This window comes from Nodularia sp. LEGE 04288 (genome assembly GCF_963896525.1).
Lineage (GTDB): Bacteria > Cyanobacteriota > Cyanobacteriia > Cyanobacteriales > Nostocaceae > Nodularia.
This window is the reverse complement of sequence record NZ_CAWQOY010000066.1, coordinates 1-16252: the sequence shown is the minus strand read 5'-3', so window position 1 is coordinate 16252 and position 16252 is coordinate 1. Positions and strand designations below refer to the sequence as shown.

Annotated in this window: 14 protein-coding genes; 5 read left to right on the top strand and 9 right to left on the bottom strand. The window is 42.6% G+C overall.

Annotated elements, in window-relative coordinates; genetic code table 11:
• Window positions 1–7 precede the first annotated feature (7 nt).
• Both AACX33_RS04930 and AACX33_RS04925 read left to right on the top strand, forming a co-directional pair.
• A complete protein-coding gene (locus AACX33_RS04930; RefSeq protein WP_194001651.1) occupies window positions 8–727 on the top strand; it encodes a rhomboid family intramembrane serine protease in 720 nt (239 codons plus the stop codon).
• A 74-nt stretch (window positions 728–801) separates the two neighbouring features.
• On the top strand, window positions 802–1473 hold the full coding sequence (locus AACX33_RS04925) for a rhomboid family intramembrane serine protease (protein WP_194001653.1): 672 nt from the start codon (window positions 802–804) through the stop codon (window positions 1471–1473).
• Between the two features lie 171 nt (window positions 1474–1644).
• Here AACX33_RS04925 and AACX33_RS04920 read toward each other — a convergent pair whose 3' ends face one another.
• The 5 genes from AACX33_RS04920 to AACX33_RS04900 form a co-directional block, all read right to left on the bottom strand.
• Complete coding sequence (locus AACX33_RS04920) at window positions 1645–3783, bottom strand: GumC family protein (RefSeq protein ID WP_194001655.1); 2139 nt, start codon at window positions 3781–3783, stop codon at window positions 1645–1647.
• A 316-nt stretch (window positions 3784–4099) separates the two neighbouring features.
• The gene (locus AACX33_RS04915; RefSeq protein ID WP_227788863.1) at window positions 4100–5467 is read right to left on the bottom strand and encodes a polysaccharide biosynthesis/export family protein; all 1368 of its coding nucleotides are present in this window, start codon (window positions 5465–5467) and stop codon (window positions 4100–4102) included.
• 153 nt (window positions 5468–5620) lie between these two features.
• Window positions 5621–6343, bottom strand: a complete 723-nt coding sequence (locus tag AACX33_RS04910) for a cyanoexosortase B system-associated protein (RefSeq protein ID WP_194001376.1) — start codon at window positions 6341–6343, stop codon at window positions 5621–5623.
• Between the two features lie 269 nt (window positions 6344–6612).
• Entirely contained in the window at window positions 6613–7512 is a 900-nt protein-coding gene (gene crtB / locus AACX33_RS04905) for a cyanoexosortase B (RefSeq protein ID WP_194001374.1), read from the bottom strand.
• Between the two features lie 109 nt (window positions 7513–7621).
• Entirely contained in the window at window positions 7622–8779 is a 1158-nt protein-coding gene (locus tag AACX33_RS04900) for a DegT/DnrJ/EryC1/StrS family aminotransferase (protein ID WP_194001372.1), read from the bottom strand.
• 740 nt (window positions 8780–9519) lie between these two features.
• On the opposite strand from AACX33_RS04900, the gene AACX33_RS04895 reads away from it, so the two are divergent.
• Both AACX33_RS04895 and AACX33_RS04890 read left to right on the top strand, forming a co-directional pair.
• A complete protein-coding gene (locus AACX33_RS04895) occupies window positions 9520–11070 on the top strand; it encodes a GAF domain-containing sensor histidine kinase (RefSeq protein ID WP_194001370.1) in 1551 nt (516 codons plus the stop codon).
• Window positions 11071–11273: 203 nt separating this feature from the next.
• Window positions 11274–12701 carry an IctB family putative bicarbonate transporter gene (locus AACX33_RS04890; protein ID WP_194001368.1) on the top strand — a complete coding sequence of 476 codons (1428 nt, stop codon included), beginning with the start codon at window positions 11274–11276 and terminating at the stop codon, window positions 12699–12701.
• Between the two features lie 161 nt (window positions 12702–12862).
• On the opposite strand, the gene AACX33_RS04885 is transcribed toward AACX33_RS04890, so the two are convergent.
• Complete coding sequence (locus tag AACX33_RS04885) at window positions 12863–13138, bottom strand: WGxxGxxG family protein (protein WP_194001366.1); 276 nt, start codon at window positions 13136–13138, stop codon at window positions 12863–12865.
• Between the two features lie 171 nt (window positions 13139–13309).
• On the bottom strand, window positions 13310–13777 hold the full coding sequence (gene smpB, locus AACX33_RS04880; RefSeq protein ID WP_194001364.1) for an SsrA-binding protein SmpB: 468 nt from the start codon (window positions 13775–13777) through the stop codon (window positions 13310–13312).
• Window positions 13778–14226: 449 nt separating this feature from the next.
• Here smpB and AACX33_RS04875 point away from each other — a divergent pair, with 449 nt between their 5' ends.
• Complete coding sequence (locus AACX33_RS04875) at window positions 14227–14910, top strand: response regulator transcription factor (protein ID WP_194001362.1); 684 nt, start codon at window positions 14227–14229, stop codon at window positions 14908–14910.
• Window positions 14911–14968: 58 nt separating this feature from the next.
• On the opposite strand, the gene AACX33_RS04870 is transcribed toward AACX33_RS04875, so the two are convergent.
• Both AACX33_RS04870 and AACX33_RS04865 read right to left on the bottom strand, forming a co-directional pair.
• The gene (locus AACX33_RS04870) at window positions 14969–15454 is read right to left on the bottom strand and encodes a low molecular weight protein-tyrosine-phosphatase (RefSeq protein WP_194001360.1); all 486 of its coding nucleotides are present in this window, start codon (window positions 15452–15454) and stop codon (window positions 14969–14971) included.
• 262 nt (window positions 15455–15716) lie between these two features.
• On the bottom strand, window positions 15717–16064 hold the full coding sequence (locus AACX33_RS04865) for a YbaB/EbfC family nucleoid-associated protein (protein ID WP_194001359.1): 348 nt from the start codon (window positions 16062–16064) through the stop codon (window positions 15717–15719).
• Between the last annotated feature and the right edge of the window lie 188 nt (window positions 16065–16252).

The window sequence follows — 16252 nt, the reverse complement described above, 5'->3', positions numbered from 1 at the left end:
AATACCAGTGGTTCCAATTAAAGATAATAATCCTACACAAATCACGCCTTATGTAACTTATGGATTGATTGCAGTCAATGTCTTGGCTTTTCTTTATGAAGCCAGTCTTCCTCCCCAAGCATTAAATCAGTTCTTTCATCTGGCGGCTGTGATTCCCCAAGAACTCACCTTAAGTTTTTCTGGCATCTCTGTCAATCAGCCAGTACCAGAATGGGCTACTTTGATTACTGCACAATTTTTGCATGGCGGTTTTTTACATCTAGCGGGGAATATGTTGTTTCTCTGGGTGTTTGGGAACAATATTGAAGAAAAATTAGGCCGTGCTAAATATTTACTGTTCTATTTATCTTGCGGTGCCTTGGCATCCTTGGCACAATGGTTCTTTGCTCAAGATTCTACCATTCCTTCTTTAGGCGCAAGTGGTGCGATCGCTGGCGTTATGGGAGCATATATACTACGGTTTCCCCAAGTCGAAATTCTCGGTGTAGTACCTTTAGGATTTTTCTTCCCCTCTTTTCGGGTTCCAGCATATTTCTTTTTGGGCTTCTGGTTTATCCAACAAGCTTTTTACGGACTAGCCAGTCTAGAAGCGCCTACAAATATCGGTATGGAAGGCGGCGGTATTGCCTATTGGGCCCATGCAGGCGGTTTTGTATTTGGCGCAGTTCTGGGGCCGCTGCTGGGTTTATTTAGCGACAAATCCAATGAAGAATCTTTATCTGGGTAAGTTGGCAAAATCTCATCATCGGCTGTCAGCAACACAGGCTATATTGCAATTAATCGATAATTAGGAAAAACACCTTGTTTCCCCTCCATGATGAAAACCCAACGGGAATCACCCCATATTTTACATACGGGTTGATTGGTTTGAATATTGTAGTCTTTCTTCATCAAGAGAGTCTATCAAGTGAACAATTAGAGCAATTCTTCCAGATGTATGCGGTAATACCACGAGAGTTAACCAATAACTTTGCCGAAGAGTGGACGACTTTATTTACGTCACAATTCTTACACGGTGGTTGGTGGCATCTGATCTCAAATATGGTGTTTCTCTGGGTTTTTGGTAACAATGTTGAAGACCGGATGGGTCATTTCAAGTATGTAATTTTTTATCTCGCCTGCGGTGCTTTAGCCGCCTTGTCCCAGTGGTTTATTGGCATGGATTCCTCTATTCCTTCTTTAGGAGCTAGTGGTGCAATTGCTGGGGTTCTCGGTGCATATGTGATCCGTTTCCCAAAATCTAGAATTTTAAGCTTAGTCTTTTTGGGTTTTTTCGTCACCACAATTAGGATTCCAGCAGTTATTCTCATCGGAATTTTCGTGGTTCAGAATGTGATATCGGGTCTTCTCAGCCTGCAAGCTGCTGCTAATATGAGTGTGGAAACAGGCGGAGTTGCTTACTGGGCGCACATCGGCGGCTTTGCTTTTGGAATCATTCTTGCGCCATTATTCGGGTTATTTCGGCGCGATTAGTACCGCAGGGCAGAAGAGGAAAGGGTGCAGGGGGCAGAGGAGAAAAGGAACGGTTGTTAAGTCGCGAAAGTGTAAAGTAATTTCCAACTCCCCCCCGCTCCCTGCTCCCTGCTCCCCTGCTTCTTTAATCCCCTCGCTCCCTTCTCCCCTGCCTCTTCTTTGACTATTGGCTCAAACTTCTGAATAAACTCCGGCTTCTTGCTCAGATAAGACAGGCTGAGATGGGGAAACGAAAATATCAGCACCGTTAACAATAACTCCCAACAAACCCAGTTCAGATTCAACTAATTGGTCAATAGCTTCTCCTAACATATTTTCTTGTGTATGGTTGGGACGTGTTACTAACACTATGCCATCACTGAAGGGTTGGATTAATAAAGCATCGTTAGATGTGCTGAGAGCATTAGTATCTAAAATGACTAAATCAAAACGTTCCCGGACATCTTCCATCAGCCGTCGCATTTCGCTGGATTCAAGAATAGCCGCAGATTGACGCACAGGCCCAGGGCTGGGAATAATGTATAAGTTTTCTACTTCAGGAACTAAGCGGATACATTCATTCAATCTGGCATAATAGCGCAGGGGTTCAACGGTGGCATCAATATCAGGGGTAACATTCAGGGATAAAGCATGAGAGGGCGATCGCAAATCTGTTTCGATAATTAACGTTCTTTTGCCAGCCAGAGCGGAAGCTATACCTAAGTTATAAGCACTCACCGTCTTACCTTCATCGCTGCTAGTACTAGTAATCATCAGCACTTTCAAATCCCGACCACCAATCCGGCGCAAATTGCTGCGAAACTTTTCGTAAAACTCCAAATAGGGAGAATCAGGGGAAAGTATGACAGGTAGGGCGGCGATGTCCAAATCATCAACAGGCATTAAAGGCAATTCTCCCAAATGGGGAACTTCCCGTTGTCTGAGGGTGTCGCGGATATCCTCCCTGGTTTTGAAAGTGCCTTCCAGGGAACCTAACAAAAATATGACCCCACCACCTACTAGCAATCCCAATAAACTACCAATACCCAAAGTTAAAGGCACACTCTGAGCTTGACTGGCATTGTTGATCACATTAGGTATTCTGGCAATTGTTAAGCTACTAACTGTTTCTGCCTCTGCTGTTTGAGAGTCTGTCAGCTTTGCCTGCATTTGGTTATAAATCGTTCTTTTCAGGCCTACTTCCTGTTCTAAACGCGATCGCTCTAGTTGCTTGTTGGGAATTTGAGAATAATCTTGGCGTAATTTTTCTTCTTCTCTGATTTGTTGAGCTAATTGTTGTTGGAGAGTTTCTCGTTGGGTTTCCAAACCCACCATCTGATTTGCTAGCTGTTGTCGGGCTGGATCTAAGTTGCTTTGGGCGCGGATACCGGAAACATCCCCAGCTAGAGGAGCCGCCGTACCGTCACCTCCTACCACCTCACCAGCGCGTTGTTGCAGTAATTCTTCAATAGATTGTTTCTGACGCGACAACTGAATCATTGTCGGGTTTTCAGGTCGTAAATCTTTACCAAGTAAAGTTATTTGAGATTCTACTTGATAAATTTGCAGTCGCAAGTTAGAAAGAATCGGATCGGCACTCAAAGCCGAAGAAACATAGGCTTGTCCCACATTTAAACCCAACTTGTCTTGTAAACTGCCAAGTTGGGCATCAATTCCGGCAATAGTTAATTGAATTAACCGTTGCTGATTTTGGCTATTAGTTACTGCGCCGAGCAAACTACCATTTTCAGCCGCCAATATTGCCGGACGCTCGCGACGATCATACTGTTCTAGCTGCTGTTCTGCTTTTTCCAGTTCTGCTTTCGCCTGCGGTATGCGCTCATTAATTTTTTCAATAATTGCGTCTAATCGTCTAGTATTAATCTCACCACTCAAGCTAATCATGGCTTGCATTAATTCCTGCAATATCTGCCGCGATCGCTTAGGGTCAGTATCCTGATATCTCAACTCAATAATTGAGGATAGTAGTTCCCCGGCATTGTTTCTCTCCGGTAGAGTCAGGGCGACATTTGTCCCAATCGTTTCTGGTTTGACATTGACTTTCGTGGATACAGCCTGAAGGATCTGCTCTGATAGCAAAACTTGCTTACTCAGTTCTTGTCCTTGTTGTTGAATTTCAGTTCCAGTTGCGGAGAACGAAACTGGCGGACGAGTATAAGCCAGCGCTCCGTTTGCGATGTAGGTGGATGCTGGTTCTGGCTGAATTGCCACCACAGTTGATCCAGCCACAACTAAAGCAAAACTGGCTAATCCAATCCACTTGTATTTATCAAAAGCAATCAGATAACGCTTAACAATTGGTGGAGTCATAATAAAGGTATATTTAGAAGTATACTACTGAGGTTTTTGATAAATTAGATAGCAGTTCCATAATACAGCTTCGCGGAAATCAACCACCCATTTTCCATGCATTAAACCCTTGCTATCTAGTAATGACGTAAAGCCCTGAAGGGCATAACTGCGCTAGCGGCTTGCCGCAGCCCGCCATTACGAATTATAAATTACAAACAAACCGCTCATAAAAATCTGGACAAAGTTCCCCAAAAGTTACCAAGTCTAGACAGATAGGTTTGTAGTCTTAGTCCAAAGTCCTAAAACCACAGGCACAAAGTCTCCTAATTACAAATTATCTCCTGTCAAAGTTTTCAAAGAAATTGAGGAAACCCCGGATATTGAAAAAGGGCTGTGTAATCGTACCGAGAAAATTAGTAATTCTCCCCACTAAATTCCGTCCCACAACAATTACATCATTATCTTGCAGTGGCACATTTTGAGATGCATCCCCAGCCAAAGCTTTTCTCGCATCTAATTTCTGAGTAACAGCTTTACCTTGTTCGGGATCGAAGCGAACTAGGGCAATGTCCCGGAGATTAGCACGATCCAGATTTATGCCGGCTAAAACATCTATAAAACTACTGCCATTAGGTAGTGCTTGAGTCACCATTCCTGAAGCAGTGTAATTTAAAACCCGGACGCGAATTTGTGGTACAGCTAGGGATGAACGAGCCACTAAGTTGCGATCGTAACCGTCTTCCGTACCGACTTCTTGACGTGGAATGATGATCGCATCGCCATCTTGTAAGCGTAAACTCGGTAGTGACCCGTCATTCTGCAAGACTGCATACAAGTCAACAGTTTGTGAAATCACAGAACCATCCATCAACCTCCGACGGACTTTCACTTGCCGCAGGTCTGCGCTCATTGTAGAACCACCAGCAATGAATAGAGCATCAGAAACACGGGGTGTTGAAGAAGCAACAGGATAAATTCCTGGTCGAAACACTTCACCGCTAATGGTGATTTGAACTGGTCTTGGTCTGGCTAGTGACACTACCAGGATTGGTTCAACTAAAACATCTTTTAAACTCAAGCGAATTTTTTCTTGTGCTTCTGCCAAACTCAAGCCCTGTAAAGAAAGTGTTCCCACTTGCGGAACAACTATATTACCTTCTGGATCAATTTGGGCTTGAAAACTCGCATCTGGACGCAGCCCTGTTAAAGATAAAACTACGACAGGATCAATTACAAACCGATTCAGCGACCCCCGAATTTTTTCTTGTGCTTCTAACAAGGTTAAACCTTTGAGCGACACCGTGCCGAGTAGTGGCACAATAATGCTGCCTTCTGGATTGATTGAGGATTGAAAACTCAAATCAGGAAAACGTTGTACCGCAACGCTAATCGTATCTCCCAGCCCTAACCTATAGGGGCCAGGCGGGCGCTGAAATACCACACTAATGACATCTCCTGGACCCAAAAGATAGCGATTGAGTTCGGAAGAAACCTCGTCATTAAAACCCTCAGCACTGGGTGGAGGCGATGGTGGTTGTAAGAGTTGTGGGACATCAACAGCACCAGATGGGAGGATGGGTAATTGCCCTGTGGATTGCCCTGGATTTGATAAAGTTTGGGCAACAACAGGTTGGACAGCCGCTGTCAACAAAATGCCGACTTCAAGACTAACAAAATATAGGGCGCTGAATAATGCACGCATATCAAAAATGGAATTATGGTAAAACTGAGGTCAAAGTAAGTCCCACCGATTGATGATTTTACTCTGAAGATATCTTAAATCTTTAACAGTATAGTTTCGTTGATAATTTTGTACTTTATTATTTCTGCACAAACCAACGCACTCGTGATTTTTTTAGAAAGGACTTGCCATCAATGTCGCTTGTACTGTTTTACCAATAGACTCAGCTAAAGCCCAAGTAGTTTCCACTTGGCCAAAAGGTTCCATCGGAATCATTATGCTTACACTAACCCAAGGAACGCGATCTTTATGCCATTGTGCCAGTTGATCAGCCAGAAACCAGCGCACAGGTGAGGGATGTCCACCATTGGGGGTAGCATACCATTGCAAAACAGCGAAAGTGTCCTGTGGGGTAGAGACGCGAAAAAATCTTGCTTCTACCTTCGTTTGAGTATTTGATCCTGATTTTGGGGGTCGGTTGACAGTAAATTCCGCAGAGCGATATTGAGCGATATCCCATCGTTTCCAGCGAGTTTTTCCCCAGCTATTAATATCAGTCCATTCTACCTCTGGTTGATCCATTGGACCGTTTTGCGGATGCAAAAGTAATATGGCCTGCTTTTGAGTGCTTTCTTGTTTGAGAATCTGCAATGACCATCTACTTGTACCTACGAATTGTTCAGCTTGTTCGACAGTTTGCCAATCAGGAAGGGTGATCCCGGTTTTACGTATCTCCCTCAATGCTGTCAGGTTGGGAACAGGTGGTGGTTGTTTCCATTGCCATCGTCCTGTCAGATATCCGGGAAGTCCTCCGATGACTAACAGCAGTAATAACAACAACAGCACTGCTACATGAGTTGCTGGCTTTTCTTTGAAAAACTTAGATAAGGGATTCATCAGTAAAAATTGCCATAGTTACGCCAAATCTTACTTTAAAAGTGATCCAAAAATTTCATGATCAAATTTCTGGGTGAAGTAGGGGTAGTAGAAGGGACATTTTGACCGAAAAATTTTAGATTTTGGATTTTAGATTTTGGATTGGGAATTTTCGGTACAAGTCCCGCCCCTTCAGGGCGGAATTAATCCAAAATACTCGCTGCGCTGCGTGCGCTTCGCTAACGTAAATCCAAAATTGATTGACCAGTCTTTCCCCTTTGTTTATTTCCTTATCTGGCATTTTCCGTTTCTTCCGGAAGTTCTGAATCTGTGGAGAAATAGTTATTCATCCAATTGAGCAATGGTACTAATAGCAGCAGCATACCAGCTGAGTAAAGGTCTCCACCCCAACTGTCATGTAGCCATTTAAAAGCTGCCTCGCGACCTGTGCCGTGAAAGAAGCTGAGTACAGTGTTACGAATAATGTTGGCAATAATGCTGATGACTAGGGCAGAAGATAAAAACCAAGTGGTAGTGCGGCGTGAAGATAATGCACCAGTCCAATAAAGCAGCATCAAACTGACGTAGAAAGTCGTAAACAACATTTTTAGCCCGGCACAATAGGGGGCAACTTCGACAATTCTGCCATTGACGTATATGTTGATTTGATCAACTACTACTTCCATTCCCATTTGATTGAGGATGAAGCCTGCTGTCCCGGCAATGAAGCTTTGGAGAGGTAAGGTGTAGGGAACGACGAGGTAGGGTAAGGCGGTTGGGGTGGCTAAAAATATCAGCAGCAAAGCAAATGCTTGCAGTCGAAAGCCTGGTAAGCCTTTGAACCAGAAGCACAATCCTGTCAGTATTGTCGGTAGGGAAAGATTCACCCACTCTGGAATACCACTCAGATAAAATACTCCCCCGATGGAGAGCAAAACTGCACCTAAAGGATGGGCTGTATCTTGCAGTCGATGCCACTTTTTGCGGTTTAACCAAATTAGGTAAGCAGCAAATGGCAGACCAATAATACCGTGGCTAAAGTATTCGTGTTCGATACTAATGCTTTTGTTTAGCCAACCATCCACCCAGTGTAGCAAGAGTGGGGCATAGAGTAGGAGCAAAAAGCCGAAAATTGCTATGTTGAGCAATTGTCCCGTGTTTCTTTGTTTTAGCTGTTGCTGAAGTGCCATGATTTCAAACAATTTAAAATTAACAACTCACAATCCACAAATTTATCCCACGAACTGAAATCAGTTGTTTGGCTATGGATGACTGAACTACGGAATTAAAGCTGGTAAATTAAATACATATTAACTTTTGGGCTTGATCACTAAGAGCAGATGTAATACCTGCTACGACTGCTTTGATTTGGTTATTGTTCAAACCTGGGTACATGGGTAAGGATAATATTTGATTTGTGAGCTTTTCTGCTTGGGGAAAGTCTCCTTTTTTATAGCCTAAGTCGGTGAAGGCTGGTTGTAGATGGCAAGGAATTGGGTAGTGAATGCCGGTTTGAATTCCCAGTGCTGTGAGTTTGTCTTGGATTTGCTGGCGTTCTAGGGGACAAGAATCATCAATTTTGATCACATAAAGGTGATAAACGTGTCCGGTGCTACTGTGGTTTTGCAGAGGAATAATGCCAGCATCTGCTAGGGGTGCTAGTTCCAGATCATATTGCTGGGCGATTTTTAGGCGATCGCCATTCCATTGCGGCAAATGTGGTAGTTTTTCTAATAACACTGCTGCTTGCAATGTATCCAAACGACTGTTAGTTCCTGATTCTACATGAAAATACTTTTGGGATGCGCCATAATTTCGCAAGCGCTTCATTTTCTGCGCTACATCTGAATCTCGCGTTAGCAGCATCCCGCCATCCCCAAATGCTCCTAAATTTTTGCTGGGATAGAAACTAAAAGCCGCAGCTATCCCCACCGAACCAGCGCGATATCCGTCTCTTTGGGCTAAATGTGCCTGGGCTGCATCTTCAAAAATCAGCAGTTTATAAGTATCCGCTATCTCTAATAGCTGTTGGGGTGATACCATTTGTCCATAGAGATGTACGGGAATAATCGCTTTTGTCTGTGGTGTAATTGCTTTGGCGGCTGCTTCTAGGTCAATTAAAGCTGTTTGCGGATCACAGTCTACCAGAACAGGCTTGGCTCCAGCCCGTAAAACTCCAATCAATGTGGCTACAAAGGTGTTAGCTGGTAAAATCACTTGATCACCAGCACCAATATTACACGCTTGTAATCCAAGAGCGATCGCATCTGTTCCTGATGCCACACCTATACCATATTCTGTGCCAGATGCGGCGGCAAAAGCAGCTTCAAAATCTGACAGTGCTTTCCCTAAAATGAAATCTCCTTGTGTCAATACAGCCTGTATTGCTTGTTGTAATTGATGTTGAATCGGCTGGTGTTGTAAATTCAGGTCTACAAAAGGAATTTTACAATTCATATTTATCCTAGCTATCCTCAAAAATAAATATCAAATTTTTGCCTATTAATACAAGCCTTTACTGATGAAGTAATCGTAAAGTCTGAATAAATTAATTTATGGTTTATCTGCACAGACAAATTTTGTATAAAAAAACCTGCTGTTTTGGAGAATTTTCAGTAATAAAACTTAATTAAACGCCTAAAATTTTGACATCGTTGTCAAGATTTATATATTTCACCTAACTTAACAATAATTTTCAGAGGCATTTAATATCTAGCCATTCAAGATTAATTGATAAACATCCTCGTGCTGCTTTTTTTTGTGAACACTCTTTGTATCCTGTGCGGTTGCTGAAACAAGATGATGTATACAACCGCAATCAGATCGCCATAACTACCTATTTTGGCAACAAATATTGATCTTTAAGTAGAAAAACACCATAAATACTCCCCCACCTCAACGCTCAAACGTACAGCCAGTTTATGGGGTTTTCAGATCAAAAATTAGATGAATTTTTGCGTTTTATTTGATATTTAGCATTATATTACCCTGATCGAATATAAAACTAACGCTATTTGCCATGAAAACCTCCAATAAGGCAGATTAAATCACCTGTTCACGAATGTATTATCAAAATTTTGTGCCTATTTTGTTGATTAGCAGCAAAATTGGGGAATGCTTAAAAGTAGAAAATCATAACCCAGACTCAGGGGTTATATAGATTACAAGATCGAGAAAATATCAAGGTAGCAGTGGCAATGGTAGAGCCTGAAAACAAATTGTTTAGCTTCAAGGATGGTTGGGGTTCTCAAGAAGCAACAGAAGCACAACGCCTAGAAGCATTGTCTGAATTAGGTTTGCGGCAACCAGACACGATTCCGGTTTTTGAAGAAGCCACTCAAACTGCTGCCCACTTTTTAGAAGCGCCAATTTCCATATTGGGATTTGTAGACCAAGAACGTCATTGGTTCAAGTCGGCCGTGGGTTTATCTAGGCTAGGGCTAATGAATCATCTGGCACAAAACCGCCAGTTGTTACGTGAGGAATCCTTTTGCAGCCAAGTAGTAGAAAGCTTTCAAGTTTCTGTGATTAACGATACCCATAAACTCACCAAATCATCACTGAGAACTGGTAAGTTAGTACAGGATTATGGCATTCGTGCCTACTTAGGAGCGCCCCTGGTTGATGCTTCAGGAAATTGTTTAGGTGCTTTGGCAGTTATGGATTTAGTGCCACGTAAATTTACAACTCGCGATATTGAATTTTTACAAATAATAGCTCGTTGGTGTATGAGTGAATTTGAGCGCAACCTCCTGCTGTTGTCCAGAAAGTCCGAAAAAACTAATTCACCGTACACTACTACGAGATCACTCAATGATCAACGCACAAGAGGCAGGAGAGTCAATCCACCTAATTTAGAAACAGAATCTGGTTATAGTAAGCAACTAAAACTGAAACTTTTGGGACAGATCACGCAAGAGTTACGTACACCCTTAACATCTGTACTAGGCATGGCTAGCGTTTTAGGACGTGAGATATATGGGCCTTTGACAATCAAACAGAGAGAATATGTGGAAATCATTCAAGACAGTGGTCGGTACTTACTGTCTTTAGTGAACGAAATTAGCGAACTGGGAGCGTTGGATGAAAACAACTCTGTGCTGAATCTAGCTCCTGTAGATATTGAAATGCTCTGTCAGCAATCTATCAATATTCTCAAAGAAGCAGCTAATCGCCGTGACCAAAATATTCGCCTGTCCATAGAACCAGGATATAGCCGCATTTGGGTGTTGGATAAAGAGAAGGTGCGGCATATCCTGTATCACTTAATTTCCAGTGTGATTCGACTTTCTGCGACAGGTGGCGTTATCCGTATTCATGTTTCTTATCAAAAAAATACGCTGAATGTGACTGTTTGGGTCTCCCATCCCTGGCTAGGAGATGGGATAACTGAGGTTGACTCTTATTTTCACCTGAATTCTTTGTCCAAGCTGGAATTAACAGGCGAAGCTGGAACCTACAGCCCTGATCCAGAAAGTCAGGAGGACTCAGAGATGCCAGTAGTGGTGGAGAAATTACTGAATTTAACTGATTCTTATTCAGATACATTTACCATGAATTCTGCTGGGGATTTAGCTGAAGGTGATGGGAACTTGACGCGTGAACGCTTGGGTCTGTTACTTAGCCGTCAGCTAGCAGAATTTCATGGGGGACGAATTGCAGTTCAAGGTTCACCGGAATTAGGACACCGCTATATACTGTCTTTGCCATTACAGATTGCGACTTCTTCTGAAATAATCAGTGATTAGAAAAATCACCGCCAAGCAGCCTTTGCATAGCTTCCAGCACAGGAGTATTCCAGAAGGCTAAGTAAATAGAGGGGTGGAAACTCAATTAGCATCAACTAGAAATAATTCTGAATACAATGGCAATTATTACTTTTGTTGTGACTCCGGATTATGATTAAGTCCAAGTTCCGCGCAGGCGTGCTAATTGATGAGAAAGTGTATTTATGAATTTAGTCTGGCAAAGATTTACTTTATCTTATTTACCGCTGAAAGAATATCTGGCTACGAGCTATTTACACCGTTTTTTGGTGGGGATATTGCACTCTTGGCGGCAAAGTAGCATCTTGATGCAGTGGGGAGACGGAATCGCAGTTGCTTTACTCAGCCTGGTGTATGCTCTTGCCCCTTTTGTATCGAGTGGCTTAGTAGGAGTATTGTTAGTAGCTTGTGTAGGATTTTGGCTGCTGTTGACTTTATCCGATGAATCCGCACCGACACATAGGTTGTTATTTACGCCCATTCACTTGCTGGTGTTGCTGTACTGGGCAATTGCCGTAGTTTCTGCTGCATTGTCACCAGTTAAACAGGCAGCGTTGAAAGATTTGGTAGTATTGACACTTTATCTGTTGCTGTTTGCCCTCTGTGCTAGGGTATTGCGATCGCCTCGCTTGCGTTCTTGGATCATTACTCTGTATTTGCACGTATCTTTAATTGTGACTATCTACGGGTTGCGGCAATGGTTTTTTGGCGCTACAGCCCTGGCGACTTGGGTAGATCCACAATCTCCTCTGGCTAAAACCACGAGGGTTTATAGTTATTTGGGTAATCCGAATTTATTGGCTGGATATCTGATTCCAGCAGTAGTTTTCAGCTTGGTGGCCATTTTTGCGTGGCAAAGTTGGATGAAGAAGGCTTTAGCCTTAACTATGTTTATTGCTAATGGTGCTTGTTTGGTGCTGACTTTTAGTCGTGGCGGCTGGATTGGTCTAGTCGTGGGTTTATTGACTGCGATCGCTTTGCTAGTTTACTGGTGGACTGTGCAAATGCCTCCTTTTTGGCGTACTTGGTCACTGCCGATGATTTTGGGAGGTATGATTGGCTTACTGTTGCTAGCAGTCATATTTGTCGAGCCAGTCCGCATGAGAGTGTTGAGTATTTTTGCAGATCGTGGAGATAGCAGTAATAATTTTCGCAGAAATGTTTGGGATGCTGTTTTCGAGATGATTCGCGATTTCCCAATTACTGGGGTTGGCCCTGGTCACAATTCTTTTAATAAAATTTACCCCCTCTACCAACGTCCTCGTTTTACAGCTTTAAGTGCTTATTCGATTTTTTTAGAGGTGGCTGTAGAAACTGGTCTTTTGGGTTTAGCCTGTTTTCTTTGGCTGATAGTTGTGACCTTCAATAACGCATTTGTGCAAGTGCGACGATTGCGGCAATCTAGAAGTGTAGAGGGATTTTGGTTAATTGGCGCATTTGCTACTGTAGCGGGGATGCTGGCTCACGGTACTGTAGATACTATTTGGTTTCGTCCTGAAGTCAATAGCCTTTGGTGGTTAATGGTGGCTTTAATTGCTAGCTACTGGACACCCATAGCTCAAGACCACAATCAAAATTTTAATTTATCTCAGGGAGAACCTAAAGCCAGCTAAACAGGTGAAAAAATGGCGAAATTCAGGAGCCAGAATCCAGATGTGATTTGTAGCTCCTGAATGTCAAAAAAGTCGATGTCAATCATTCTCAATTCTGTTAACTTAGCGTGGCATCGCCCATTGTAACTTTTGAGTTGTCCTCAAAACGAATTTTGAATAGCTTAGTCTCTGTAGGTTGTACTTCCAGTAGTAGTCGGCTCGCGATAAGCAGTAGATTCCCCGCCACGTTTTCTCCCAGCTAAACCAGCTAAACCAAATAAACCAATTAATCCTAACCAACCCCAATCAAAATCTCGGCGTTCGTAAACTGTAGTCCTCGGTGTAGTTTCGACTCTGGGGTCAGTAACTTGGGCATTTGCAGGTAGAGTTAAAGGCAGCATGGCCATACTCAATGTGAGCAAGCCAGCACTAAATGCTTTGGTCAAATTACGTGTCATGGTGAAAATCTCTCGTACCTTCCAACGTCATTCACCACTGTATCGAGTCCCATAACTAATCAAATCAATCTGCGGCTATAAACTAGTCGTTCTCTAAACTCACACTGAAGACATACAACATACTTGCCATTTCTATTCATTCCAGTGTAGAAATCGTGAGATATTTCGGGCTTAATAACTTTTCATCGCCCGTTGCATATCACGTTGATCTTGTTTTCGTTTCAGGGATTCGCGTTTGTCATGGAGTTTTTTACCTTTACCAAGGGCTATACTCACTTTTACCCACCCTCGTTTCAGGTACATTTTTAAAGGTACGAGTGTTAAACCTTCCTGTTCCACCTTGCCAATTAACTTCCGAATTTCTTGGCTATGTAACAACAGTTTGCGCGTGCGACGCGGTTCATGATTAAAATATTGACCACTAGCGTTGTAAGGAGAGATATGGACGTTAATCAGCCATGCTTCGCCATTGCGAATCAAAGCATAACCATCTTGGAGATTAACTCTCCCGGCGCGAATCGATTTGACTTCTGTTCCTACTAACTCAACTCCTGCTTCAAAGGTTTCCAGGATTTCATACAAATAACGGGCTTGACGGTTGTCACTAATAACTTTGTAACTTTGGCTCTTTTCGCTCATTGAAAAAATTTTGTGTGCTTTAAATGTGCTGCAAAAATCTTGGGACTAGTTTGTGAATTTCTCTTCCAACATGAGACTTCTTAAATGTGATATCAGCGCGATCGCATATTCTTCTAATTTAACTTTTCTCCAGGGCGAAAGTTGCAGAAAAATTATGGCAAATTAAATATTAATTTACACTACACTGAGGATTTTCTGTATTTCATGGGCAAATTGTTAAGAATTAAAAACTTAAGTAGAGATTTTCCGCATTAAAAATTGCTTTGTGTTACAATTCGTAAAGATTTTCTCAGGATTTAAGATTTTCTTTATAAATCAACCTTCAGGCAGTCATTAGCTGGTAATCCTGTCATAGTATGAAACATAAGGACACTATTTCTGCCTGTGTTCACTGATGTAGCTCGTCTAAGTAAATTTCTGAGTAAAAAAATGCTAGGGGTGTATTGTCCATGCCCTTGACTATTCTTGTTGTGGATGATGACCTGGGAACTCGTCTGTCTATTAGTGATTATCTTGAGCTGTCTGGCTACTCTGTGGTCACGGCGAATGACGGTCAAGAAGCTTTGGTAATGGTAGATAATTACCATCCTGATTTGATCGTTACCGATATTATTATGCCACGAATGAACGGCTATGAACTGGTACGTAGAGTACGCCAACAACCAGCTTTCCGGTTATTACCTGTAATTTTATTAACAGCACGCACAAAGACCCAGGAAAGAATTCTGGGCTACCAGTCAGGGTGCGATTTGTACTTACCTAAGCCTTTTGAACTAGAAGAGTTAGCAGCCGCAATTCGTAATCTTTTAGAGCGATCGCAAATTATTCAATCTGAGTACCGTTTTTCTCATAAAGAGAATTTGGGCAGTTTCAGACACTCAAAAGAGGTAGACATCCCAAATTCTCTATCTACTAATATTCAGCAATCCCATCTATTGGCATCGTTGACACCCAGAGAACAAGAAGTCCTAGAAATGTTGACTCATGGTTTTTCTAATGCTGATATGGGACATCGACTGCACTTGAGTCCGAGAACAGTAGAAAAGTATGTGAGCAGTTTATTAAGAAAAACTACCACTAGCAACCGAGCAGAACTGGTGCGTTTTGCCATTAAGCATGGCCTAGTGGAATAGCTTTTACGCTGGAAGTGGCTAGCACCGCTACGCGGAAGTCAAAAATCAAAAGATTGTGCTATTTATGCCCAACTGCACTAGTAACGTGTTGGAGTAGACCTTCACAAGCATCCACAAGTAAATCTATTACCTGATTAAAACCCTCTACGCCACCATAGTAAGGGTCTGGGACTTCCTTCAGGGTGTGCCGAGAGCAAAAACCACACATCAGGTAAACTTTGTTGTGATACTGCCCAGTGGAATCAAGAGCGAGTATATTATTATAGTTCTCTTGATCCATTGCCAAGATCATATCAAAGTCCTGAAAGTCTAGTTTCTGAAATTGCCGAGCTTGACCAAGCAGTTTAATTCCCAACTTCGCCGTAGCAGCACTACTCATGCGTCGGTCGGGTGGGCTACCGATGTGATAACTAGATGTACCAGCAGAATCACAAAGGATGCCATCGCTCAAGCCAGCCTGGTCGATGAGATGATTCATAATGTTTTCTGCCGATGGCGATCGGCAGATATTCCCCAGACAGACAAACAGCAACTTGTAAGGCATAAATATTTTACTGAGTATCGCTCAAAGGTCAAAAGTCCACAGTCATCAGTCTAATTGTTTATGACTAATGACCGAAGCGATTTTAGATTTTAGATTTTAGATTTTGGATTAAATGAAAATCTGAAATTTAAAATATTCGGTTTCAAGCCTCTGGTTTCACGCAGAAGAAAAACCAAAATTTTTCAATGTTTAAGCCTCTTCTTTATCAGGAGAGGTTAATCCAAAATCGTAAATCCAAAATCCAAAATTGAGTGCCTAATGACTAAAATCCAGGTAGTTCCAGACCGCTAGTCAAATCTTCCATCCGTTCCCGCATTGTTGCAGTGGACTTGTTGTAAGCATCTTTCATTGCTGCTGTCACGAGGTCAGAAAGTAATTCTGCACCTTGCGCTAGAGCATCTGGGGCAATTTCCACCCGCTTGGGTTCTTGGTTACCACTGACAATTACCTTAACCAGTCCACCGCCGGACTCTCCCTCGATTTCCATTTGCTCCAATTCTTCTTGAAGCTGTTTAGCGCCTTCTTGAACTTGCTGCGCTTTTTTGAACGCGTCTGCGAGTTCTCTCATTTTTCCCAAACCAAAACCGAAACCCTGTCCTTTTCCTGTCATAACTGATTGTGCGCGTGTGCGTAGAATAACAAATCAAATTCAATTATAGATGCGGTCGGCAATTTGCCTCTTTTATTACCAATAATTAACGCTGGGTATTGGGTATCGGGCAGGGGAGAAAAGGCAGAGGGGCAGGGGGCAGGGTGCAGGGGAGAAAATAAGAGGACCGGTTGTTAAGTAACCGGAAG